The following is an 18,996-nucleotide window of genomic DNA, read 5'->3' on the forward strand; positions in this document are numbered from 1 at the left end:
AATGACAAACTTATTTGACATAAAAGGAAAAGTTGCCCTTATCACAGGAAGTACACACGGACTGGGAATGGCAATGGCAAAAGGACTTGGAGAAGCAGGAGCTACAATTGTAGTAAATGGAAATTCATCTCAACAAAAAATAGATGATGCTGTAGCATTGCTTAAAGGAGAAGGAATCAATGCTGTGGGGTATAAATTTAATGTAACAGAAGAGCAAGAAGTAAAAGAAGCTGTTGCTAAGATTGAAAGCGAAGTGGGATCAATCGATATCTTAATCAATAATGCAGGAATTATTAAAAGAATTCCGCTTTTGGATATGGAAGTTTCGGATTTTAGAGAAGTAGTTGATATTGATTTAGTTAGTCCGTTTATTGTTTCTAAGCATGTTGCAAAAGGAATGATTCAAAGAAGACAAGGAAAAATAATCAATATTTGCTCTATGATGAGTGAATTAGGAAGAAATACAGTTTCTGCCTATGCTGCTGCAAAAGGAGGCTTGAAAATGCTGACTAAAAACATGGCGACAGAATGGGCGAAATACAATGTTCAGATTAACGGAATCGGGCCAGGTTATTTTGCAACAGAACAAACAAAGCCAATTAGAGTAGACGGACATCCGTTTAATGATTTTATCATTAGCAGAACTCCTGCCGCAAAATGGGGAGATCCGGGTGATTTAGCTGGAGCAGCAATATTTTTATCATCCAAAGCTAGTGATTTTGTAAACGGTCATATTTTATATGTTGACGGTGGAATCTTAGCAACAATTGGAAAACCTTCAAACGAAGAATAATTCTCAAATTATATTTAAAAAAGACATGAGCGCAAATACATTCATACATGACAATTTTTTATTAGAAAATAAATACGCTGAAGAGTTGTATCATAATTACTCTAAAAATCAGCCAATTATTGATTACCACAATCACTTAAATCCGCAGTTTATTGCTGAAGATAAGATTTTTGATAACATTACCAATGTATGGATCAATGGCGATCATTACAAATGGCGTGCAATGCGTACATTAGGAATTAATGAGCAGTTTGTAACAGGAAATGGTTCAGATAAAGATAAATTCTTAAACTGGGCAAAAACAGTTCCATATACAATGCGTAATCCTTTATACCACTGGACACATTTAGAGTTAGCGCGTTATTTCGATATTTATGATTTACTGAATGAAAAATCAGCGGAGAAAATTTACATCGAAACTTCTGAGAAAATAAATTCTCAGGCTTACAGCACGCAGAACCTTCTTAAAAAAGTAAATGCTGAATTGGTTTGTACTACAGAAGATCCGATTGATAGTTTAGAATTTCACCAAAAATTCGCTAACAATTCGGTTGGAATTAAAATGAGTACAGCTTTCAGACCTGATAAAGCCATCTTGATTGCTAACGATGGTTATAATGCATATCTGGACACATTAGGGGATGTGTCCGGAGTTGCAATTAATACTTTTGCAGATTTACAAACAGCATTAAGAAACAGAATCGAATTTTTTAATGCGAACGGATGTAAATTAAGTGATCACGGTTTAGATCAAATATATTTTGAAGAATTTACAGAATCTGAGGTTTCTGCAATTTTCAAAAAGAAAAGAGAAAATAGAATTTTATCGCCGGAAGAAGCTTTGAAATTCCAAAGTGCAGTTTTAGTATTCTTATCTGAAACGTATCACGAATTTGGATGGGTACAGCAATTTCACTTAGGTGCATTACGTAACAACAATGCCCGTATGCACAGAATTTTAGGTCCGGATACTGGATGGGATTCTATAGGAGATTATCCTCAGGCTCAAAAACTATCTAACTTTTTAAATGCTTTAGATAGTAAAGATAAATTGACTAAAACAATTATTTATAACTTGAATCCGGCTGATAACGAAGTTATGGCAACTATGATTGGAAATTTCAACGACGGAAGCGTACGTGGAAAAGTACAATTTGGATCAGGATGGTGGTTCTTAGATCAGAAAGACGGTATGACAAAACAGTTGAATGCCCTTTCTAATATGGGATTAATTAGCTGTTTCGTTGGAATGTTGACAGATTCAAGAAGTTTCTTGTCTTTCCCAAGACATGAATATTTCAGACGTATTTTATGTAATCTTTTAGGAGACGAAATTAAACGTGGTGAACTTCCAAATGATATGGAATGGATTGGAAAATTAGTTTCTGATATTTCATATAACAATGCAAAAGAATATTTCAACTTTTAATTAAGTATTATGAGCAGAGTAGTTGCATTTGGAGAAATTATGTTGCGTTTATCAACAGAAAGACATTTACGTTTTTCGCAATCTACAGCATTCGGTGCTACCTATGGAGGTGGAGAATTTAATGTATGTGTTTCTTTGGCAAATTATGGTGTAAATGCAGAATTTGTTACAAGGTTACCAGAAAATGAAATTGGTTTTTCTGCTTTAAAAGAAATCAGAAAAATGAATGTTGAATCTAAAAACATTGTTTATGGAGGGGAACGTTTAGGAATTTATTTTCTGGAAACCGGAGCTGGAACACGTGGCAGCAATGTGGTTTATGATCGTGCTCACAGTGCGATGTCAACAATAGAAAAAGGACAGGTGGACTGGGATAAAGTTTTGGAAGGAGCTGAATGGTTTCACTGGAGCGGTATTACACCTGCAATTTCACAAACTGCGGCGGAAGCTTGTTTGGAAGCGATTAAAGTGGCTCACAAAAAAGGAATCAAAATTTCTTGTGATTTAAATTATAGATCAAAACTTTGGCAGTACGGAAAAACGCCAAGTGAAGTAATGCCGGAAATGTTAAAATATAGCAATGTCATTTTAGGAGATATTGATACAGCTTATTTTATGTTGGGAATTCCTAAAGTAAATCCGAACTATCAGGATGAAAAAACACTTCCAGCAGTGTACGATAAATTATTTGAATTGATTCCGAATCTGAAAATTGCTGCAACGACACTTCGTTATTCGGTTAGCGCTTCGCACCAAAGAATTGGGGGAATTTTATATGACGGAAAAGCAATTCATAGTGCAGCAGTAAAAGAAGTAACACCTGTAGTTGATAGAGTTGGAAGTGGGGATGCTTTTATGGGCGGATTGATCTACGGTTTATTAGAATATCAAAATAACAACCAAAGAGCTTTGGATTTTGCAGTTGCAGCATGTTGTTTGAAGCATACTATTGCAGGAGATTATAACCTGGTTACTTTAAAGGAAGTTGAAAATATGATCGATGGTGATGGTTCTGCATTAGTATCAAGATAATTTAAATAAGAAATGGCAAAATATTCAAGAATTGAAGTGGCATCAACAATGAAAGAGAATGGTATGGTTCCGTTATTCTTTCATTCTGATATCGAATTGAGTAAAAAAGTGTTGAAAGCATGTTACGATGGTGGATCCCGATTGATGGAGTTTACCAGCAGAGGCGACTTTGCACATGAGGTTTTCGGAGCGCTGAACAAATATGCTTTGACAGAACTTCCGGGAATGATTCTGGGGGTGGGTTCTATCACAGATGCGGCTTCGGCTTCGTTATACATGAGTTTAGGCGCAAATTTTATTGTAACGCCAGTTTTCAGGGAAGATATTGCAATTGCCTGCAACCGCAGAAAAGTATTGTGGTCGCCTGGATGCGGTACTTTGACAGAGATTGCTAGAGCAGAAGAATTAGGCTGTGAAATCGTGAAATTATTCCCAGCTGATACTTACGGTCCAGAATTTATCAAAGCTATAAAAGGGCCTTGTCCATGGACAAATATTATGCCGACAGGAGGAGTTTATCCAACAGTGGAAAGCTTGAGTTCGTGGTTGAATGCAGGAGCAACTTGTGTTGGTTTAGGCTCACAGTTGATTTCAAAAGATATATTAGAAAATAAAGACTTTGATGGCCTAACGGCAAAAGTTAGTCAAGTTCTTGATATTATAAAAGAGATTAGAAAATAGATTAAGGAGTAATCATGCCAACTCCTTATTTTATAAGTTTTTTTTAGATTTTTAGAGATTGTAATAGAACATTACGCTTGAAAAATTTGACCCGCCATTCCTCACAGCAGGTTTTATTTTATTCAATCGGGTGTAATGTTTCTTTTACAATTTAAAAGGTAGAAATGAAGAAATAAGGTTTATAAATGGTTATTTATAACGCATTAAAGAAAATTTAAAATGAAAAAATTAAATAGAATAAATACAGGATTAGAAAAGTTACAGCCAATTAAGGTAGTTCAGTTTGGTGAAGGTAACTTTTTGAGAGCCTTTGTTGATTATGCTTTTGATAAACTAAATAAAGAGGTTGATTTTAATGCCGGTATTGCAATAGTTCAACCTTTGAAAGACGGTATGGTAAATATGATTAATGCTCAGGACGGTCTTTATACCTTGTTTATGAACGGAATTAAAAAAGGTGAAAAGATACAAGATATTGAGTTAATTAATAATATTGTAAAAACTATAAACCCATATACTGAATTTTCTAATTATTTGGCTTTAGCCAAAGAAGAAGAACTTCAGTTTATTGTTTCTAATACTACAGAAGCTGGAATTGAATTTATTGAAAGTGATACTCCAGACATGCAGCCACCAGTATCATTTCCTGCAAAATTGACGGTTTTATTATATGAAAGATTTAAACATTTTAGTGGGGATACTTCTAAAGGAGTTACAATAATTCCTTGTGAATTAATTGATTATAACTCTGAGACACTTAAAAAATATATTTTACAATATGTTGATTTATGGAAATTAGAAGATGCGTTTAAAACTTGGGTATCAGATGCTTGTACCTATCATAGTACTTTGGTTGACAGAATTGTTCCTGGATATCCAAGAGCTGAAATTGAAGAATACAATAATAAATTAGATTATGAGGACAATTTAATTGTTGCGGCTGAACCTTTTTTCCTTTGGGCTATTGAAGGTGGAGATGATCTAAAAGCAAAATTGCCTTTTCACAAAACAGATTTGAATGTAAAAATCGTTGATGATATACGTCCTTTTAAAATGATTAAAGTTCGTATTTTAAATGGTGCGCATACTGCGATGGTTCCTTTTTCACTTTTACATGGTAATAAATTGGTAATGGAAACTGTTAACGGAGATTTTACCGGAAAATTTGTAAATAGCGTTATTAGTGAAATTAGTGAAACTCTTGATATGGATAAAAATGAAATTACGGCCTATTCTGAGGAAGTAATGGACCGATTTAAAAATCCATTTATCAAACATGCACTTGCTGATATTGCATTAAATTCTGTATCGAAATTCAAAGTAAGAGTTTTGCCTAGTTTATTAGGATATTATAATACTAACAAAAAATTGCCTGTTAATTTGACTTTTTCATTAGCGAGTTTAATTCGTTTCTACAAAGGAACTTGGAATGGTCAAAGTTTACCGGTTAAAGATGGCGAAGATATTGTTTTATTTTTTGATGGATTATGGAAATCAGATGATTATGAAAAAATAGCAAGACTTACATTACAAAACAAGACTTTCTGGGATCAAGATTTAACTGAAATTCCAGGATTAACAAGAGCAATTACAATTGCATTAGAAGAAATAGATTCAAACGGAATTGAAGCTGGTTTTGCTAAGTTTCAGGAAAGAATAAAATAAAAAAAACAAAAAGAACAAAGAACAAAGGTTAATTATGGCAACGCAGAAAAAATTAATAAAAGTAAACCCAACCGATAATGTTGCGGTTGCTTTGGTGGATCTTACTGCAGGCGAAGTGATTGATTTTGAAGGACAATCAATTACAGTAGAGTCTGACGTAAAAATGAAACATAAGATTGCAATGGTTCCTTTTAATGTAGGGGACAGAATCATTATGTACGGTGTTTTGGTTGGGAAAGCAAGCGCTAGAATCGAAAAAGGCGGTTTACTTTCTACAGCAAACGTAAAACACGAAAGTGATAAAGTTACTGGTAAAACAGAAACTATCGGCTGGAATGCTCCCAATGTAGATAAATGGAAAGACAGAACATGGCAGGGTTATCACAGAGAAGATGGGCAAGTAGGAACAGAAAATGTATGGTTATTTTTTCCATTAGTTTTTTGTGAAAACAGAAACATCGAAATCTTAAAAGATATCTTTGAGAAAGAATTGATGAAGCCAAAAGAGAACGATTATCAGTTGTTGTTGCGTTCTTTGGTAAAATCAGAAACAGGTGGAGCAGGAAATCAGGAAGCTTCAAACGATGCAAACTTGTTCAATAATATTGAAGTTAAATTTATCACGCACCAAGGTGGTTGTGGTGGAATTCGTCAGGATTCTCATAGTTTGGCAAAACTTTTGGCGGGTTATGTAAATAATCCAAACGTGGCTGGAGCAACTGTATTGAGTTTAGGGTGTCAGAATCTTCAAATTTCAATTTTTAAAGATGCTTTAGATGCGATTAATCCAAATAGTAAAAAGCCTGTTTTGATCTACGATCAGCAGTCTATCGGAACTATCGAAACAATGTTGAGCAGTGTGGTAAAAGATACTTTTGAGGCTATTAAGAAGGCAAATGAAATAAAAAGAGAACCAGCTCCATTGTCTAAATTAAGAATTGGTTTAGAGTGTGGTGGATCTGACGGATTCTCTGGGATTTCTGCAAACCCAACTTTAGGAGTGTTATCGGATCATTTAGTTGCTTTGGGAGGAACTACAATTCTTTCTGAATTTCCTGAATTATGTGGGGTAGAACAGGAATTAGTAAATCGTTGTATAGATGATAAGGATGGAAAACGTTTCTTAGACTTGATGAAATGGTACGAAAAGACAGTTGTTGATGCCGGTTCAGGATTTGATATGAATCCGTCTCCAGGTAACATTAAAGACGGTTTGATTACAGATGCTATGAAATCAGCTGGTGCTGCTAAAAAAGGTGGAACATCACCAATTACAGGTGTTTTCGATTATGGAGAATATATTAACGAACCAGGCTTTACATTGTTATGTACGCCAGGAAATGACGTTGAATGTACAACTGCAATGGTAGGTTCCGGAGCGAATATGGTATTGTTTACAACAGGTTTAGGAACTCCGACAGGAAATCCTATTGCTCCGGTTGTAAAGATTTCATCAAACACGCAGTTAGCAAACAAAATGTCTGATATTATTGATATTGACACTGGAGGAATTATCACAGGTGAAAAATCAATTGATGAAATGGCAGACGAAATGCTTGAGTTTATTATCAATGTTGCCAGCGGTACCATTAAAACAAAAGCTGCAGTATTAAATCAAAACGATTTTATTCCTTGGAAAAGAGGGGTATCGCTTTAGTTTTTAGACTCAAAGTTAGAGAGTTGCAAAGAGACAAAGTTTTATATTAAAGACGCACAATTGTGCGTCTTTTTTTTTATAGAGAGTGTTCCAGCGGAGCAAAATATTTATAGAATTGTAATAAGACAGACAAATAAAAGCTCCGGAGGAGCGACATTTTTTTCTGCAACCTAAATATTTCGCTCCGCTGGAGCTTTATTCTCGATGACTAATTGTTATCTATAAATATTTCGCTTCTCTGAAGCTTGCATAAAAAAAGCCCATTCTAAAATGAGCTTACATAACTTATGTGGTAAAAAAAAATTAAAAGTTAGTTTTAGCAGAAGATTTACGAATGTGTAATTCTGGTGCTAAAACGACCTTTTTTTCAATTTTAATAGTATCTGTTTTATCTACTTGTTCTAAGAAAACACGAGCAGACATTCTACCCATTTCTAACGGAGACTGATCTACAGAAGTGATGGATAATTCCATAAATTTAGTAAATGGCTCGTTACTAAATCCTGCCACACAAAACTCATTTGGAATACTAATATTACGTTCTTTTAACTCCTGAATAGCTCCTAATGCTGCAAAATCACTTGAAGAAAATATAGCATCCGGAGGTGTTTCTAATTGCAATAATTTATCGACAGCTTCTTTTCCTGCATCCACAGCACTTTTGGTATAGATTACATATTCTTCTTTAAACTCAATACCGTTGTCCAATAAGGCCTGTTTGTATCCTAAAAATCTGTTTTTAAATATATCTAAAGACTGATCTCCTGAAAAATGTGCAATATTTCTGCAGCCTTCATCTATTAAGTGTTTCGTGGCTAAATAACCACCTTTGAAATCATTAATTGTTACTGAGCTTACACCATCAATGTGTTTACTTCTGTCGAAGAAAATCAATGGAACATTTTTTTCTAAGACATTTCTAAAAGCACTATCATTTTCATTGGAAATCCCTGTGACAGACATCATAATTCCGTCAACCTGTGCGTCTACAAGAGTATGAAGATTTTCATTCTCTCTTTTAATGCTTTCATGTGTCTGACAGATAATGACCTGATAGCCGTGAGGATAAAGTTCTTCTTCAATTCCCCGAATAACAGAGGCGAAAAAATTACTGTCAATACGCGGTACAATAACTCCGATATTATTACTTCGACCGCTTTTTAAAGCCAGTGCCAGTTTATTTTGCTTGTAGTTCATTGCTGCGGCAGTTTTAATAACCAGTTCGCGTGTTGCCTCCTTAATTTTAGGATTATTGTTTAACGCTCTCGAAACCGTTGCAGCAGTGATGTTTAGTTTTTCAGCAATATCATAAATAGTTACTTTTTCACTCATTCAAAAAAAGTTTATCGGTTTATTTTAGACAAAAGTACATTTTTTTTCATTATGCAATAAAAATTGTTATCGATTACCATAATTCAAAACTAAAACGTTTTAGGTTTTACAATGATAATAAATTATCTAAATTTTTGCATTAAATGTAATTAAATTTTATAATAAAAATTAAATATATAATTTTTTTCTAAATAAATTTGGTGTCTTAGAACAATTTTTCTACTTTCGTGTAATCGATTACATAATTTTTGCGCATTTTTAGTTATTAAACAAGAAATTACTACTCAAATGATTACAAATAAGAGCATCACATTCAAAGAAATTTTATTTTTAACCTTTTTTGGTGTGTTGTTTGTATCCTGTTCAAAACAACTTTCATCTTCTTCTTTAAATGATGTTAATCCATGGAAGAAAATGGATTTAGTTTTGAAAAGTATTCCTGCTACAAAGTTTCCTGAAAAAATTTACAACATAAATGATTTTGGAGCTGTTGCAGATGGTAAAACTTTAAATACAGCAGCATTTGAAAGAGCAATAAAAAAATGTGCTGCAAATGGCGGAGGACAAGTTTTGGTTCCAAACGGTAAATATTTAACCGGTGCAATCCATTTAGAAAGTAATGTCAATTTACATTTAGCAGATAATGCTGAAATCCTTTTTAGCTTAAATCCTAAAGATTATCCAATTGTTCATACTTCCTGGGAAGGAACCGAAGTAATGAATTATTCACCGCTTATTTATGCTAAAAATAAAACTAATATAGCTGTTACAGGAAAAGGTACCTTAAATGGTCAGGCAGACAGCACAAATTGGTGGATTTGGTCTGGTGGAAAAAATTATGGCTGGAAAAAAGGGATACCGTCTCAAAATGATCCAACAAATCGTGAAGTTTTAGTTGATATGGCTGAAAAAGGAGTCCCTGTATCAGAAAGAGTTTTTGGAGAAGGACGCTATTTGAGGCCAAATTTTATTGAGTTTTTTGAGTGCAATACTGCATTGATAAAAGATGTTACCATTATAAATTCTCCTTTTTGGATTTTACATCCAATAAAAACCAATAACATGATTATCGATGGTGTAACGGTTAACAGCCACGGGCCAAATAATGATGGCTGCGATCCTGAATATTCTCAAAACATTGTAATCAAAAACTGCACATTCAACACAGGAGACGACTGTATTGCGATTAAAGCAGGTCGGGATGGAGACGGTAGAAGAGTAGCGATTCCTAGTAAAAATATTATTGTTCAAAACTGTAAAATGATCGATGGTCATGGCGGTGTTGTCATTGGAAGCGAAATTTCTGCAGGTGTAAACAATGTTTTTGTTGAAAATTGTGTAATGGACAGTCCCAATCTGGATCGTGCCATTCGTATTAAAACCAATTCCAAAAGAGGCGGAGTTATTGAAAATATTTTTGTTCGAAATCTGGAAGTGGGAACTGTAAAAGAATGTGTTTTAAAACTCAATATGTTTTATAATGTTTACGGATCTCAGACCGGAAATTTTATTCCAACAATCAGAAATGTGAGTTTAGAAAATGTAAACGTAAAAAATGGTGGTAAATACAGTGTTTGGGCAGATGGCTATGCTGAATCACCAGTTGAAAACATCACATTAAAAAATGTAAAAATTCAAAAAGTAGATTCACTCTATTTATTGAAAAATGTGAAAAATATAAATTTTATAGATACCTACGTTAATGGAAAAAAAGTAGAATCTGTAAAATAAGAGTTTCTCAAAATTGGTAATTAGTAATTTGAAAATTTTTTGAGAGTATTGTTTTTTGAAGGAGTTAAAAAGGAGTTTAACTGCTGTTAAGCTCCTTTCTTAACCGAAAAATAAAAATAAAAATGCAGAAATTGAAATTAATTTTATTGGTGTTTTTTTATGTCGTTGTGGCACAGAGTCAGCAATATCAGATTGATTCATCTTATACTATAAAAAGCACTTATGCTAAATTAATTAAGAAACATCCTTTTATTACCATTCCAGAGGTTAAACCAAATCCAGATGTTCAGGAAATGTTTGATTTGGTTTACAATAAAGAAAAAGAGAGAGTACTTCATTTTGATGCCTTTGTCAATAAAAAACAGAAAAAAAATCCAGCTGTAATTATGATTCACGGAGGCGGATGGAGATCTGGAAATAAAGATCAGATGCAGTTTATGGGAAAAGAAATTGCTGCAAAAAGATATACCACTTTTTCTATTGAATACAGATTGTCATTGGAAGCAAAATACCCAACAGGAGTTATTGATGTAAAAAATGCTATAAAATTTATCAAAGACAATGCTTCAAAATTTAATGTAGATCCCAATAAAATAGCCGTTTTAGGTTGTTCTGCAGGAGGACAGATGGCGGCTTTGATTGGAACCACAAACAACAATCCAATTTTTGAAGACAAGACTTTTAAAAGTAAATCATCATCAAAAGTAAATGCAATCATCGATGTAGACGGAGTTTTGGCAATGAAACACCCAGAATCTACAGAAGGAGAAGTCGCTGCATTTTGGTTAGGCGGTAAATCAAATGAAATTCCTGAAAACTGGAAAAATGCTTCTGCTTTAAGCCATACCGATAAAAATACGCCGCCAACATTGTTTATCTGTAGCAGTATTCCAAGATTTCATGCGGGAAGAGATGATATGATTAAAATTTTGAATGAGTATAAAATTTACAATGAAGTACATACGATTCCTGATTCACCCCATTCCTTTTGGTTTTATGAACCTTGGTTTGGACAGACTATTTCGTATACTGTAGGATTTTTAGATAAGATTTTTAAGTAATTTAGAGTTAAAATGTAAACTAGTAAAAATTATGTATCAATCTCTACTTACAAAGATTAAACTTAAAACGGCAATTGTTTTATTATTTTTTTTAGGTTTTAAAACAATAGCTCAAAATCAGAATAAATCAGTACAGGCAATTATTTCTTACGATTTAAAATGGTCGGAAAGAATGGCGCTTACGATCTTAAACAAATATCCACAGGCTTGGCAGCTGGATGGAAACGAAAAGCCAAAATGGGATTATAAAATGGGATTTGTATTATCCGGTTTTGAAAAATTATATCAAAAAACAAACGATAAAAAATACCTGAATTATATCAAGGAGTATGTTGACGAAATGATTGACAGCACTGGAAATATAAAAAAATATGATATAAAAGAATATAATATAGATTATTTAAATCCAGGAAAACTGCTGTTTAATCTGTATGATATTACAAAAGATTTGCGCTATTTTGAGATAATTGGAAAGTTAAGAACACAATTAGAAACACAGCCTAGAACAGCTAGTGGAGGATTTTGGCACAAAGAGATTTATCCAAATCAAATGTGGATTGATGGTTTGTACATGACAGAACCATTTTATGCACAGTTTTCAGTTAAGTATGAAAAAGGAAAAAGTTTAGATGACATTGCCAAACAATTTGAATTAGTGCAAAATTATATGGTAGATAAAAAAACAGGTTTAGTATATCAGGCTTGGGATGAAAGCAAAGAAATTGGCTGGGCAGATAAACAAACAGGAACTTCACCAACAATGTGGGGAAGAGGAATTGGATGGTACATGATGGCTTTGGTAGAGACATTAGATTATTTTCCAAAGTCACATCCAAAATATAAAGTTTTGGAGGGATATCTGAATCAGATTGCAAAGAATGTAAATCAATATAAAAGTGAATCCGGGTTATGGTATCAAGTAGCAGATAAACCGGAAAAGTTTGGAAATTATGTTGAGCCATCTGCTTCTGGTATGATTATTTATGCTTTTGCAAAAGGGGCAAATAAAGGTTATTTGGGAGGAAGTTATAAATCACAGGCCAAAAAATCTTTTGACAGTTTTGTGAAAGAGTTTGTAAAAGTAGATAAAAAAGGAGAAGTAAATGTTTTGAATGTGTCATCAAATATTGGTTTAGGAGGAAAACCCTTTCGGGACGGAACAAACGAATATTATCTTACTTCAAAACCAAGAGATAACGGTGCGATAGGCCTTGGAGCGTTTTTACTTGCCGCAATAGAGTTAAATAAATAATTAGAATTTAAATATATTTTGAAATGAAAAATAATAGAAAGCAAAGTTATTGGATGTCGGTTTTGATGATCTGCGTTATGACCATTACAAGTTGTAAAGTAACTTCTCAGGAACCGGCAAAAAAGGATATTGTAATTGCAAAAAATGCAAAGTGGTCTGATAAAATGGCTTTGACATTAATGAAACGCCATCCTGAATCTTATATGTTGGATGATGCTAAAAAGCCAAAGTGGGATTATGTTCATGCTCTGGTCTTACATTCAATTGAAGAATTGTACAAAAAAAATCCTGATCCGAGATATAAAGCTTATGTAAGAGGTTATGTTGATCAGTTGGTACAGGCAGATGGAAGTATCAATACTTATGAGTTTGATAAATTTAATATTGATTTAGTACTTCCGGGACGTTTACTTTTTGATGTTTACGCCTATTCAAAAGAAGAGAAATATTTAAAAGCATTACAATTAATCCGCAAACAGCTTACAGAACAACCAAGAACGGCAAGCGGCGGTTTTTGGCATAAACAAATCTATCCAAACCAAATGTGGCTGGACGGTTTATATATGGGGGAACCATTCTATGCTGAATACACTGCTAAATTTGAGAATGGAAAGAGTTTTGATGATATTGCTAAACAATTTGAGTTGATTCAGTCAAAAGCAACAGATCCCAAAACAGGATTATTGTACCACGGATGGGACGAAAGTAAACAAATGCCCTGGGCTAATAAAGAAACAGGAAATTCTCCAAACTTCTGGTCTAGATCTTTAGGCTGGTACGTAATGGCTTTGGTTGATGTGTTAGATTATATGCCGAAAGATCATCCAAAACGTAAAGAATTGGTTAAATATCTAAATAATACATCTGAAGCTATACTTAAATTTCAGGATAAATCAGGTTTATGGTATCAGGTAACAGACAAAGGTGGTGAAAAAGGAAATTATTTAGAAGCTTCTGGTTCTGCTATGTTTTCGTATGCTTTTGCAAAAGGAGCAAATAAAGGTTATTTACCGACTAAATTTAAAAAAGCTGCCAATAAAGCTTTCGACGGTTTAAGTACAGTTTTAATTAAAAAAGTTGATGAAGATGGCGGAATCACATTAACAAACTGCTGTCAGGTTGCTGGTTTAGGAGGAAATCCTTACCGTGACGGATCTTACGAATATTATGTAAACGAAAGAAAAAAGGACAACGATCCTAAAGCAACAGGCCCTTTTATTTTGGCTGCTTTAGAATTGAATAGATAAAAAAAGTTCAACAAATCCGACAGATTTTAAAAACCTGTCGGATTTGTTTTGAATCCAAAAGTTATAAGAAAGACCTAACAGGTTTTTAAAACCTGTTAGGTCTCTTAAAAGTCAAATACCTCTATAATGAAAAATATAAAAATCATCCTTTTACTGCTTTCCATTTTTTTCTTTCAGAAAAGCACAGCGCAAGTCTGGGTTCCTGATAATGGAGACGGTACATACACAAATCCAATTCTTCATGCTGATTATTCAGACCCGGATGTTGTTCGTGTAGGTGATGATTATTATATGACAGCCTCTTCATTCAATTGTATACCAGGTTTACCAATATTACATTCAAAAGACTTGGTAAACTGGAAAATTATAGGTCATGCATTGCTTAAACAACCGCCGTATGAAACATATGACAGGGTACAACACGGAAATGGAGTTTGGGCGCCAAGTATTACTTATCATAAAAATGAGTTTTACATTTATTATCCGGATCCTGATTTCGGAATTTATATGATTAAAGCCAAAAAAGCGCAAGGACCTTGGTCTGAACCTCTTTTGGTTAAAGCTGGAAAAGGACTTATAGATCCGAGTCCGCTTTGGGACACTGATGGCAAAGCCTATATGACTCATGCTTTTGCAGGAAGCCGGGCACAGATTAAAAGTTTATTAGTAGTCTGTACAATGAACCTGGATGGTACTGTTATTAATAATGATGAAGTTATGATAATTGACGGACATGAAGGAGAAGAAACGATAGAGGGACCAAAGTTTTATAAACGAAATGGATATTATTACATTTTTGCTCCTGCCGGCGGAGTACCTACAGGCTGGCAGACAATTTTAAGATCAAAGAATGTTTTTGGTCCTTACGAAAAGAAAAAGGTTTTAGAACAAGGTTCTACAACTGTAAACGGTCCACATCAGGGGGCTTGGGTAACAACTCAGACAGGTGAAGACTGGTTTTTTCATTTTCAGGATAAAGGAGCTTACGGACGAATTGTCCATTTACAGCCTATGAAGTGGGAAAACGACTGGCCGGTGATGGGACAGGATTTTGATAAAAACGGAATCGGAGAGCCTGTTACTACTTATAAGAAACCAGATGTTGGCAAAAAATATCTAATAGAAGTCCCGAAAACTTCAGATGAGTTTAACGAACCCACACTAGGATTACAATGGCAGTGGCAGGCCAATAAACAAATCAATTGGGGATTTCCTACCAGTTTAGGTTATCTTAATTTGTTTTGTAATACAACAACCACTACCATTTTTAATGCACCAAATTTACTGCTGCAGAAATTTCCGGCAGAGGAATTTACGGTAACTGCAAAACTTACTTTCAATGCCAGATACAATGGGGAAAGTACAGGTTTAATTATTATGGGATTAGATTATAGTTATCTCTCTTTTAAAAATGATAATGGAAAATTATACCTAAATCAGAAAACAGGAACTTTTGCCAGCACCGTTTCAGAAACAGAAACTAAAGCTGTACTGATAGAAAACAACACAATCTATTTAAGGGTAAAAATTAAAAAAGATGGTTTATGTACTTTCTTTTACAGTTTAGAGGATAAGAATTACCAGGCAATTGGAAATGAATTTAAAGCTAGAGAAGGAAAATGGATTGGTGCTAAAGTCGGACTTTTTGCTTTAGGCGAAGAAGTAAAAAATGATTCCGGAAATGTAGCCGTAGATTGGTTTAGAGTAACGAAATAAGAAAGAAATGATGCAGTTTAAAAAACAAATACTACTTTTTTTATGCCTTTGCAGTTTTATGGTAAAGGCTCAAAATACTTACAAAAACTGGTCTGAAATAATCCGTAAAAGTGATGCAGCCTGGTTTTCTTCGGCGGAAGCAAAAAAAATAGCTGATAATGTTTTGCTATATCAAAGAGATATTGGTGGTTGGCCAAAAAACATTCAGATGCAGCAAGAACTTACAGAAAAGCAGAAGAAAGATCTGATTGCACTAAAAAAGACTGCAGTTGAAACCACAACAGACAATGGAGCTACTTGTCAGGAAATGCTTTTCATGTCCAAAATGTATGCTCAGGTAAAAGACGAACGTTATGCTGCATCTTTTCTAAAAGGATTAAACTATCTGTTGGAAGCGCAATATGCAAATGGTGGCTGGCCTCAGTTTTATCCATTAAAAAAAGGATATTATACACACATTACTTATAATGATGATTCGATGATCAATATAATGAATGTAATAAGAGCAGTTGCTGATGAAACCGATTACTACAGTATCAAACCTTCTAAAGAAATTGTCGAAAAATGTAAAAAAGCTTTTGATAAAGGAATTGACTGTATTTTAAAAACACAGTACAAACAAAATGGAGTTTTAACGGCATGGTGTGCACAGCATGATGAAGTTACTTTGGCTCCGGCAAATGCAAGGGCTTTTGAACTGGTTTCATTAAGCGGTTATGAGTCTGCAAAAATTGTTTTGCTTTTAATGTCCGTTGATAAACCTTCACGAGAAATAGTTACGGCAGTAAAAAGTGCTGTTGAATGGTTTGAAAAGACTAAAATTACTAATTTAGAAGAGAAGAGAGTTGTAAATGATGCCGGAAAAATTACAGACAAAAAAATGATTCCGGCTGTAAATGCAGCACCAATCTGGGCTCGATTTATGGATTTGGAAAACAATGAACCTTTTTTTTGTGATCGGGATGGAATTAAAAAGAAATCACTTGATCAAATTGGTACAGAAAGACGAAATGGTTATTCCTGGTATACAGAAGCACCAAAAGAAGTATTAAAGAAATTCCCGGACTGGGCAGTAAAAAATGGTACAAAAGTCTCTTCTGCTGAAAAGAAAAATGTGACTTTAATTACTGTTGCACAGGATGGTTCAGGAGATTTTTCAAAGATTCAGGATGCGGTTTATGCATGTCCGGCATTTCCTTATGAGAAAGTTACAATTTATGTAAAAAACGGAATTTATAATGAAAAAGTCAGAATTCCGGAATGGAATAATAATGTAATCTTAAAAGGAGAAAGTAAAGAAAATACCATCATTACTTTTGATGATAATTTTTCGAAAATTGCTTTAGGAAGAAACAGTACTTTTTATACCTACACACTTTTAGTTGAAGGAGACGATTTCTTGGTATCTAATTTAACGATTAAAAACACTTCGGGAGAACATGGTCAGGCAATCGCATTGTCTGTTACAGGAAACAGAGTAAAAATTTTAAATTGTAATCTTTTAGGAAATCAGGACACCTTGTATTTATCAGGGAAAGAAGCAAAACAATATTTTAAAGATTGTTATATTGAAGGTACCACCGATTTTATTTTTGGAGGAGCTACAGCCTTGTTTGAAAACTGTATTATTCACAGCATCAAAAGCTCTTATGTTACAGCTGCCTCAACTCCTGCAGGAATAGCTTTTGGCTTTGTTTTCAAAAATTGCAAACTGACGGCGAATCCTGATGCTAAAGATGTTTATCTGGGCAGACCCTGGCGTATTTATGCCAAAACAGTATTTATCAATTGTGAAATGGGAAAACAAATTAAACCGGAAGGCTGGGAGAATTGGTCTAAACCCGAGGCAGAAAAAAGTGCTTTTTATGCAGAATACAATTGTACAGGCGAAGGTTTTCAGCCATCTAAAAGAGTAAGCTGGTCACATCAGCTTTCGAAAAAAGAAGCCCTGCAGTATACTACCGAAAACATTCTTAAAGATAAGGCTGTAAATTGGTATTCAAATTAGAATTGCTTAAAAATAGAATTTATGAACTTCAAATATTGTTTTCTCTTATTGCTTTCCTGGGTTAGTTTCTCCCAAAAAAGCGATTTCCCTTCTGATAAAGCAGATTCGATTGTAAAAACAATTCAGCTTCCGCTAATTCCGTCCTATCAAATTAATGTGCTGAAATTAGGAGCAAAAGGTGATTCTGTTACCGATAACAAAAAGGTTTTTGATAAAGCGATGGCCTTATGTAAAAAGAATAAGGGCGGAACTATAATTGTACCGGAAGGAATTTATAAAATAAACGGCCCCATACATTTTGTCAGTAATGTTAACCTGAAGATTGAAAAAGGAGCAAAAATCAAATTTAGCGACAATCCGAAAGATTATCTTCCGCTAGTTTTAACAAGCTGGGAAGGAACGATGCTTTATAATTACAGTCCGCTGATTTATGCAAATGACTGTAACAATATAGCGATTACCGGAGAAGGAACAATTGATGGAGAAGGAGGAAGAAATTGGAAAACTTTTAAAGCAAAAGAAGGTTCAGGTAAAAATCGAAGCCGTGAAATGAATCATAATAATACTCCTGTTACAGAAAGAAAATTTGGTGAAGGTTATTTTTTAAGACCTCAAATGATTCAGTTTTTAAACTGCAAGAATATTTTAGTTGAAAATATCCGAATTGAGAATTCCCCATTTTGGTGTCTGCATTTACTAAAATCGCAAAGTATCACAATTCGCGGAATAAGTTATAAATCATTAAACCACAATAACGATGGTATTGATCCTGAATATGCCAAAGATGTTCTGATTGAGGATGTAACCTTTAATAATGGCGATGATAATGTTGCAATTAAAGCCGGACGTGATCACGAAGGAAGAGCCAATACAGCAACACCGAGTGAAAATATTGTAATAAGAAATTGTAATTTTAAAGGACTTCATGGAGTTGTAATTGGTAGTGAAATGTCAGCTGGGGTACAAAATGTTTTTGTAGAAAACTGCAAAACCGTTGGGTATTTAAAAAGAGGCATTTATTTAAAAACTAACGCAGACCGTGGAGGGTATATTAAGAATATATTTGTTCAGGATCTAAAATTAGACCAGGTAGAAGATTGTATTTACATCACAGCTAATTATCATGGAGAAGGAAAAGGTTTTCAGTCGGATATATCCAATGTACATTTTTCGAATATTACTTGCAACAAAGCTTCCGAATCCGGAATAGTTATTCAGGGGTTTCCGGATAAAAAGATTCAAAACATCACTTTAAAAAATATTGAAATCAAAGAAGCTAAAAATGCCTTGTCCAACGAGAATGCCGAAAATGTTTTAATGACAGACGTTTTTATTGGGCAGAGAGCAAGTGTACCAACTGCGGTTTCAAAACCTTAAAAAATAATAACAGAT

Annotated in this window: 14 protein-coding genes; 13 read left to right on the forward strand and 1 reads right to left on the reverse strand. The window is 34.0% G+C overall.

From position 1 onward, the window contains the following. The first annotated feature begins 1 nt into the window (after window position 1). The 6 genes from ACFS3A_RS16245 (at window position 2) to ACFS3A_RS16270 (ending at window position 7,257) form a co-directional block, all read left to right on the forward strand. A complete protein-coding gene (locus ACFS3A_RS16245) occupies window positions 2-793 on the forward strand; it encodes a gluconate 5-dehydrogenase (protein ID WP_379826612.1) in 792 nt (263 codons plus the stop codon). Between the two features lie 25 nt (window positions 794-818). Continuing rightward, window positions 819-2,222, forward strand: coding sequence for a glucuronate isomerase (gene uxaC / locus ACFS3A_RS16250; RefSeq protein WP_379826613.1), 1,404 nt, complete (start codon window positions 819-821; stop codon window positions 2,220-2,222). A 9-nt stretch (window positions 2,223-2,231) separates the two neighbouring features. Next, on the forward strand, window positions 2,232-3,254 hold the full coding sequence (locus tag ACFS3A_RS16255; RefSeq protein WP_379826614.1) for a PfkB family carbohydrate kinase: 1,023 nt from the start codon (window positions 2,232-2,234) through the stop codon (window positions 3,252-3,254). A 12-nt stretch (window positions 3,255-3,266) separates the two neighbouring features. Next, window positions 3,267-3,935: a bifunctional 4-hydroxy-2-oxoglutarate aldolase/2-dehydro-3-deoxy-phosphogluconate aldolase gene (locus ACFS3A_RS16260; RefSeq protein WP_379826615.1), complete on the forward strand. Its 669-nt coding sequence runs from the start codon at window positions 3,267-3,269 to the stop codon at window positions 3,933-3,935. 219 nt (window positions 3,936-4,154) lie between these two features. After that, window positions 4,155-5,600: a tagaturonate reductase gene (locus ACFS3A_RS16265; protein ID WP_379826616.1), complete on the forward strand. Its 1,446-nt coding sequence runs from the start codon at window positions 4,155-4,157 to the stop codon at window positions 5,598-5,600. 34 nt (window positions 5,601-5,634) lie between these two features. Beyond that, window positions 5,635-7,257 carry a UxaA family hydrolase gene (locus tag ACFS3A_RS16270; RefSeq protein ID WP_379826617.1) on the forward strand — a complete coding sequence of 541 codons (1,623 nt, stop codon included), beginning with the start codon at window positions 5,635-5,637 and terminating at the stop codon, window positions 7,255-7,257. A 303-nt stretch (window positions 7,258-7,560) separates the two neighbouring features. Here the strand turns inward: ACFS3A_RS16270 and ACFS3A_RS16275 are convergent, their stop codons facing one another. Next, on the reverse strand, window positions 7,561-8,589 hold the full coding sequence (locus ACFS3A_RS16275; protein ID WP_379826618.1) for a LacI family DNA-binding transcriptional regulator: 1,029 nt from the start codon (window positions 8,587-8,589) through the stop codon (window positions 7,561-7,563). 288 nt (window positions 8,590-8,877) lie between these two features. Here ACFS3A_RS16275 and ACFS3A_RS16280 point away from each other — a divergent pair, with 288 nt between their 5' ends. From ACFS3A_RS16280 to ACFS3A_RS16310, 7 genes are all read left to right on the forward strand, one after another. Beyond that, complete coding sequence (locus ACFS3A_RS16280) at window positions 8,878-10,320, forward strand: glycoside hydrolase family 28 protein (RefSeq protein WP_379826619.1); 1,443 nt, start codon at window positions 8,878-8,880, stop codon at window positions 10,318-10,320. A gap of 122 nt (window positions 10,321-10,442) precedes the next feature. Next, window positions 10,443-11,381, forward strand: coding sequence for an alpha/beta hydrolase fold domain-containing protein (locus ACFS3A_RS16285; RefSeq protein WP_379826620.1), 939 nt, complete (start codon window positions 10,443-10,445; stop codon window positions 11,379-11,381). Between the two features lie 31 nt (window positions 11,382-11,412). Next, entirely contained in the window at window positions 11,413-12,633 is a 1,221-nt protein-coding gene (locus tag ACFS3A_RS16290) for a glycoside hydrolase family 88/105 protein (protein ID WP_379826621.1), read from the forward strand. Between the two features lie 23 nt (window positions 12,634-12,656). Continuing rightward, window positions 12,657-13,880, forward strand: coding sequence for a glycoside hydrolase family 88/105 protein (locus ACFS3A_RS16295; RefSeq protein ID WP_379826622.1), 1,224 nt, complete (start codon window positions 12,657-12,659; stop codon window positions 13,878-13,880). Between the two features lie 126 nt (window positions 13,881-14,006). Beyond that, on the forward strand, window positions 14,007-15,596 hold the full coding sequence (locus ACFS3A_RS16300) for a glycoside hydrolase family 43 protein (protein WP_379826623.1): 1,590 nt from the start codon (window positions 14,007-14,009) through the stop codon (window positions 15,594-15,596). Between the two features lie 7 nt (window positions 15,597-15,603). Then, window positions 15,604-17,604 (forward strand): pectate lyase, encoded by a 2,001-nt coding sequence (pelA, locus tag ACFS3A_RS16305; RefSeq protein ID WP_379826624.1) that lies wholly within the window; start codon window positions 15,604-15,606, stop codon window positions 17,602-17,604. A gap of 21 nt (window positions 17,605-17,625) precedes the next feature. Further along, a complete protein-coding gene (locus ACFS3A_RS16310) occupies window positions 17,626-18,981 on the forward strand; it encodes a glycoside hydrolase family 28 protein (RefSeq protein WP_379826625.1) in 1,356 nt (451 codons plus the stop codon). Window positions 18,982-18,996 lie beyond the last annotated feature (15 nt).

The sequence above is a fragment of the Flavobacterium notoginsengisoli genome (assembly GCF_042686225.1).
GTDB classification, from domain to species: Bacteria; Bacteroidota; Bacteroidia; order Flavobacteriales; family Flavobacteriaceae; genus Flavobacterium; species Flavobacterium notoginsengisoli.

Bases quoted from the DNA above. Each gene is read 5' to 3' on its own strand.
- uxaC (WP_379826613.1), top strand. From the start codon at position 819: ATGAGCGCAAATACATTCATACATGACAATTTTTTATTAGAAAATAAA.
- ACFS3A_RS16310 (WP_379826625.1), top strand. From the start codon at position 17,626: ATGAACTTCAAATATTGTTTTCTCTTATTGCTTTCCTGGGTTAGTTTC.
- ACFS3A_RS16285 (WP_379826620.1), top strand. From the start codon at position 10,443: ATGCAGAAATTGAAATTAATTTTATTGGTGTTTTTTTATGTCGTTGTG.
- ACFS3A_RS16245 (WP_379826612.1), top strand. From the start codon at position 2: ATGACAAACTTATTTGACATAAAAGGAAAAGTTGCCCTTATCACAGGA.
- ACFS3A_RS16280 (WP_379826619.1), top strand. From the start codon at position 8,878: ATGATTACAAATAAGAGCATCACATTCAAAGAAATTTTATTTTTAACC.
- pelA (WP_379826624.1), top strand. From the start codon at position 15,604: ATGATGCAGTTTAAAAAACAAATACTACTTTTTTTATGCCTTTGCAGT.
- ACFS3A_RS16265 (WP_379826616.1), top strand. From the start codon at position 4,155: ATGAAAAAATTAAATAGAATAAATACAGGATTAGAAAAGTTACAGCCA.
- ACFS3A_RS16255 (WP_379826614.1), top strand. From the start codon at position 2,232: ATGAGCAGAGTAGTTGCATTTGGAGAAATTATGTTGCGTTTATCAACA.
- ACFS3A_RS16290 (WP_379826621.1), top strand. From the start codon at position 11,413: ATGTATCAATCTCTACTTACAAAGATTAAACTTAAAACGGCAATTGTT.
- ACFS3A_RS16275 (WP_379826618.1), bottom strand. From the start codon at position 8,589: ATGAGTGAAAAAGTAACTATTTATGATATTGCTGAAAAACTAAACATC.
- ACFS3A_RS16295 (WP_379826622.1), top strand. From the start codon at position 12,657: ATGAAAAATAATAGAAAGCAAAGTTATTGGATGTCGGTTTTGATGATC.
- ACFS3A_RS16300 (WP_379826623.1), top strand. From the start codon at position 14,007: ATGAAAAATATAAAAATCATCCTTTTACTGCTTTCCATTTTTTTCTTT.
- ACFS3A_RS16270 (WP_379826617.1), top strand. From the start codon at position 5,635: ATGGCAACGCAGAAAAAATTAATAAAAGTAAACCCAACCGATAATGTT.
- ACFS3A_RS16260 (WP_379826615.1), top strand. From the start codon at position 3,267: ATGGCAAAATATTCAAGAATTGAAGTGGCATCAACAATGAAAGAGAAT.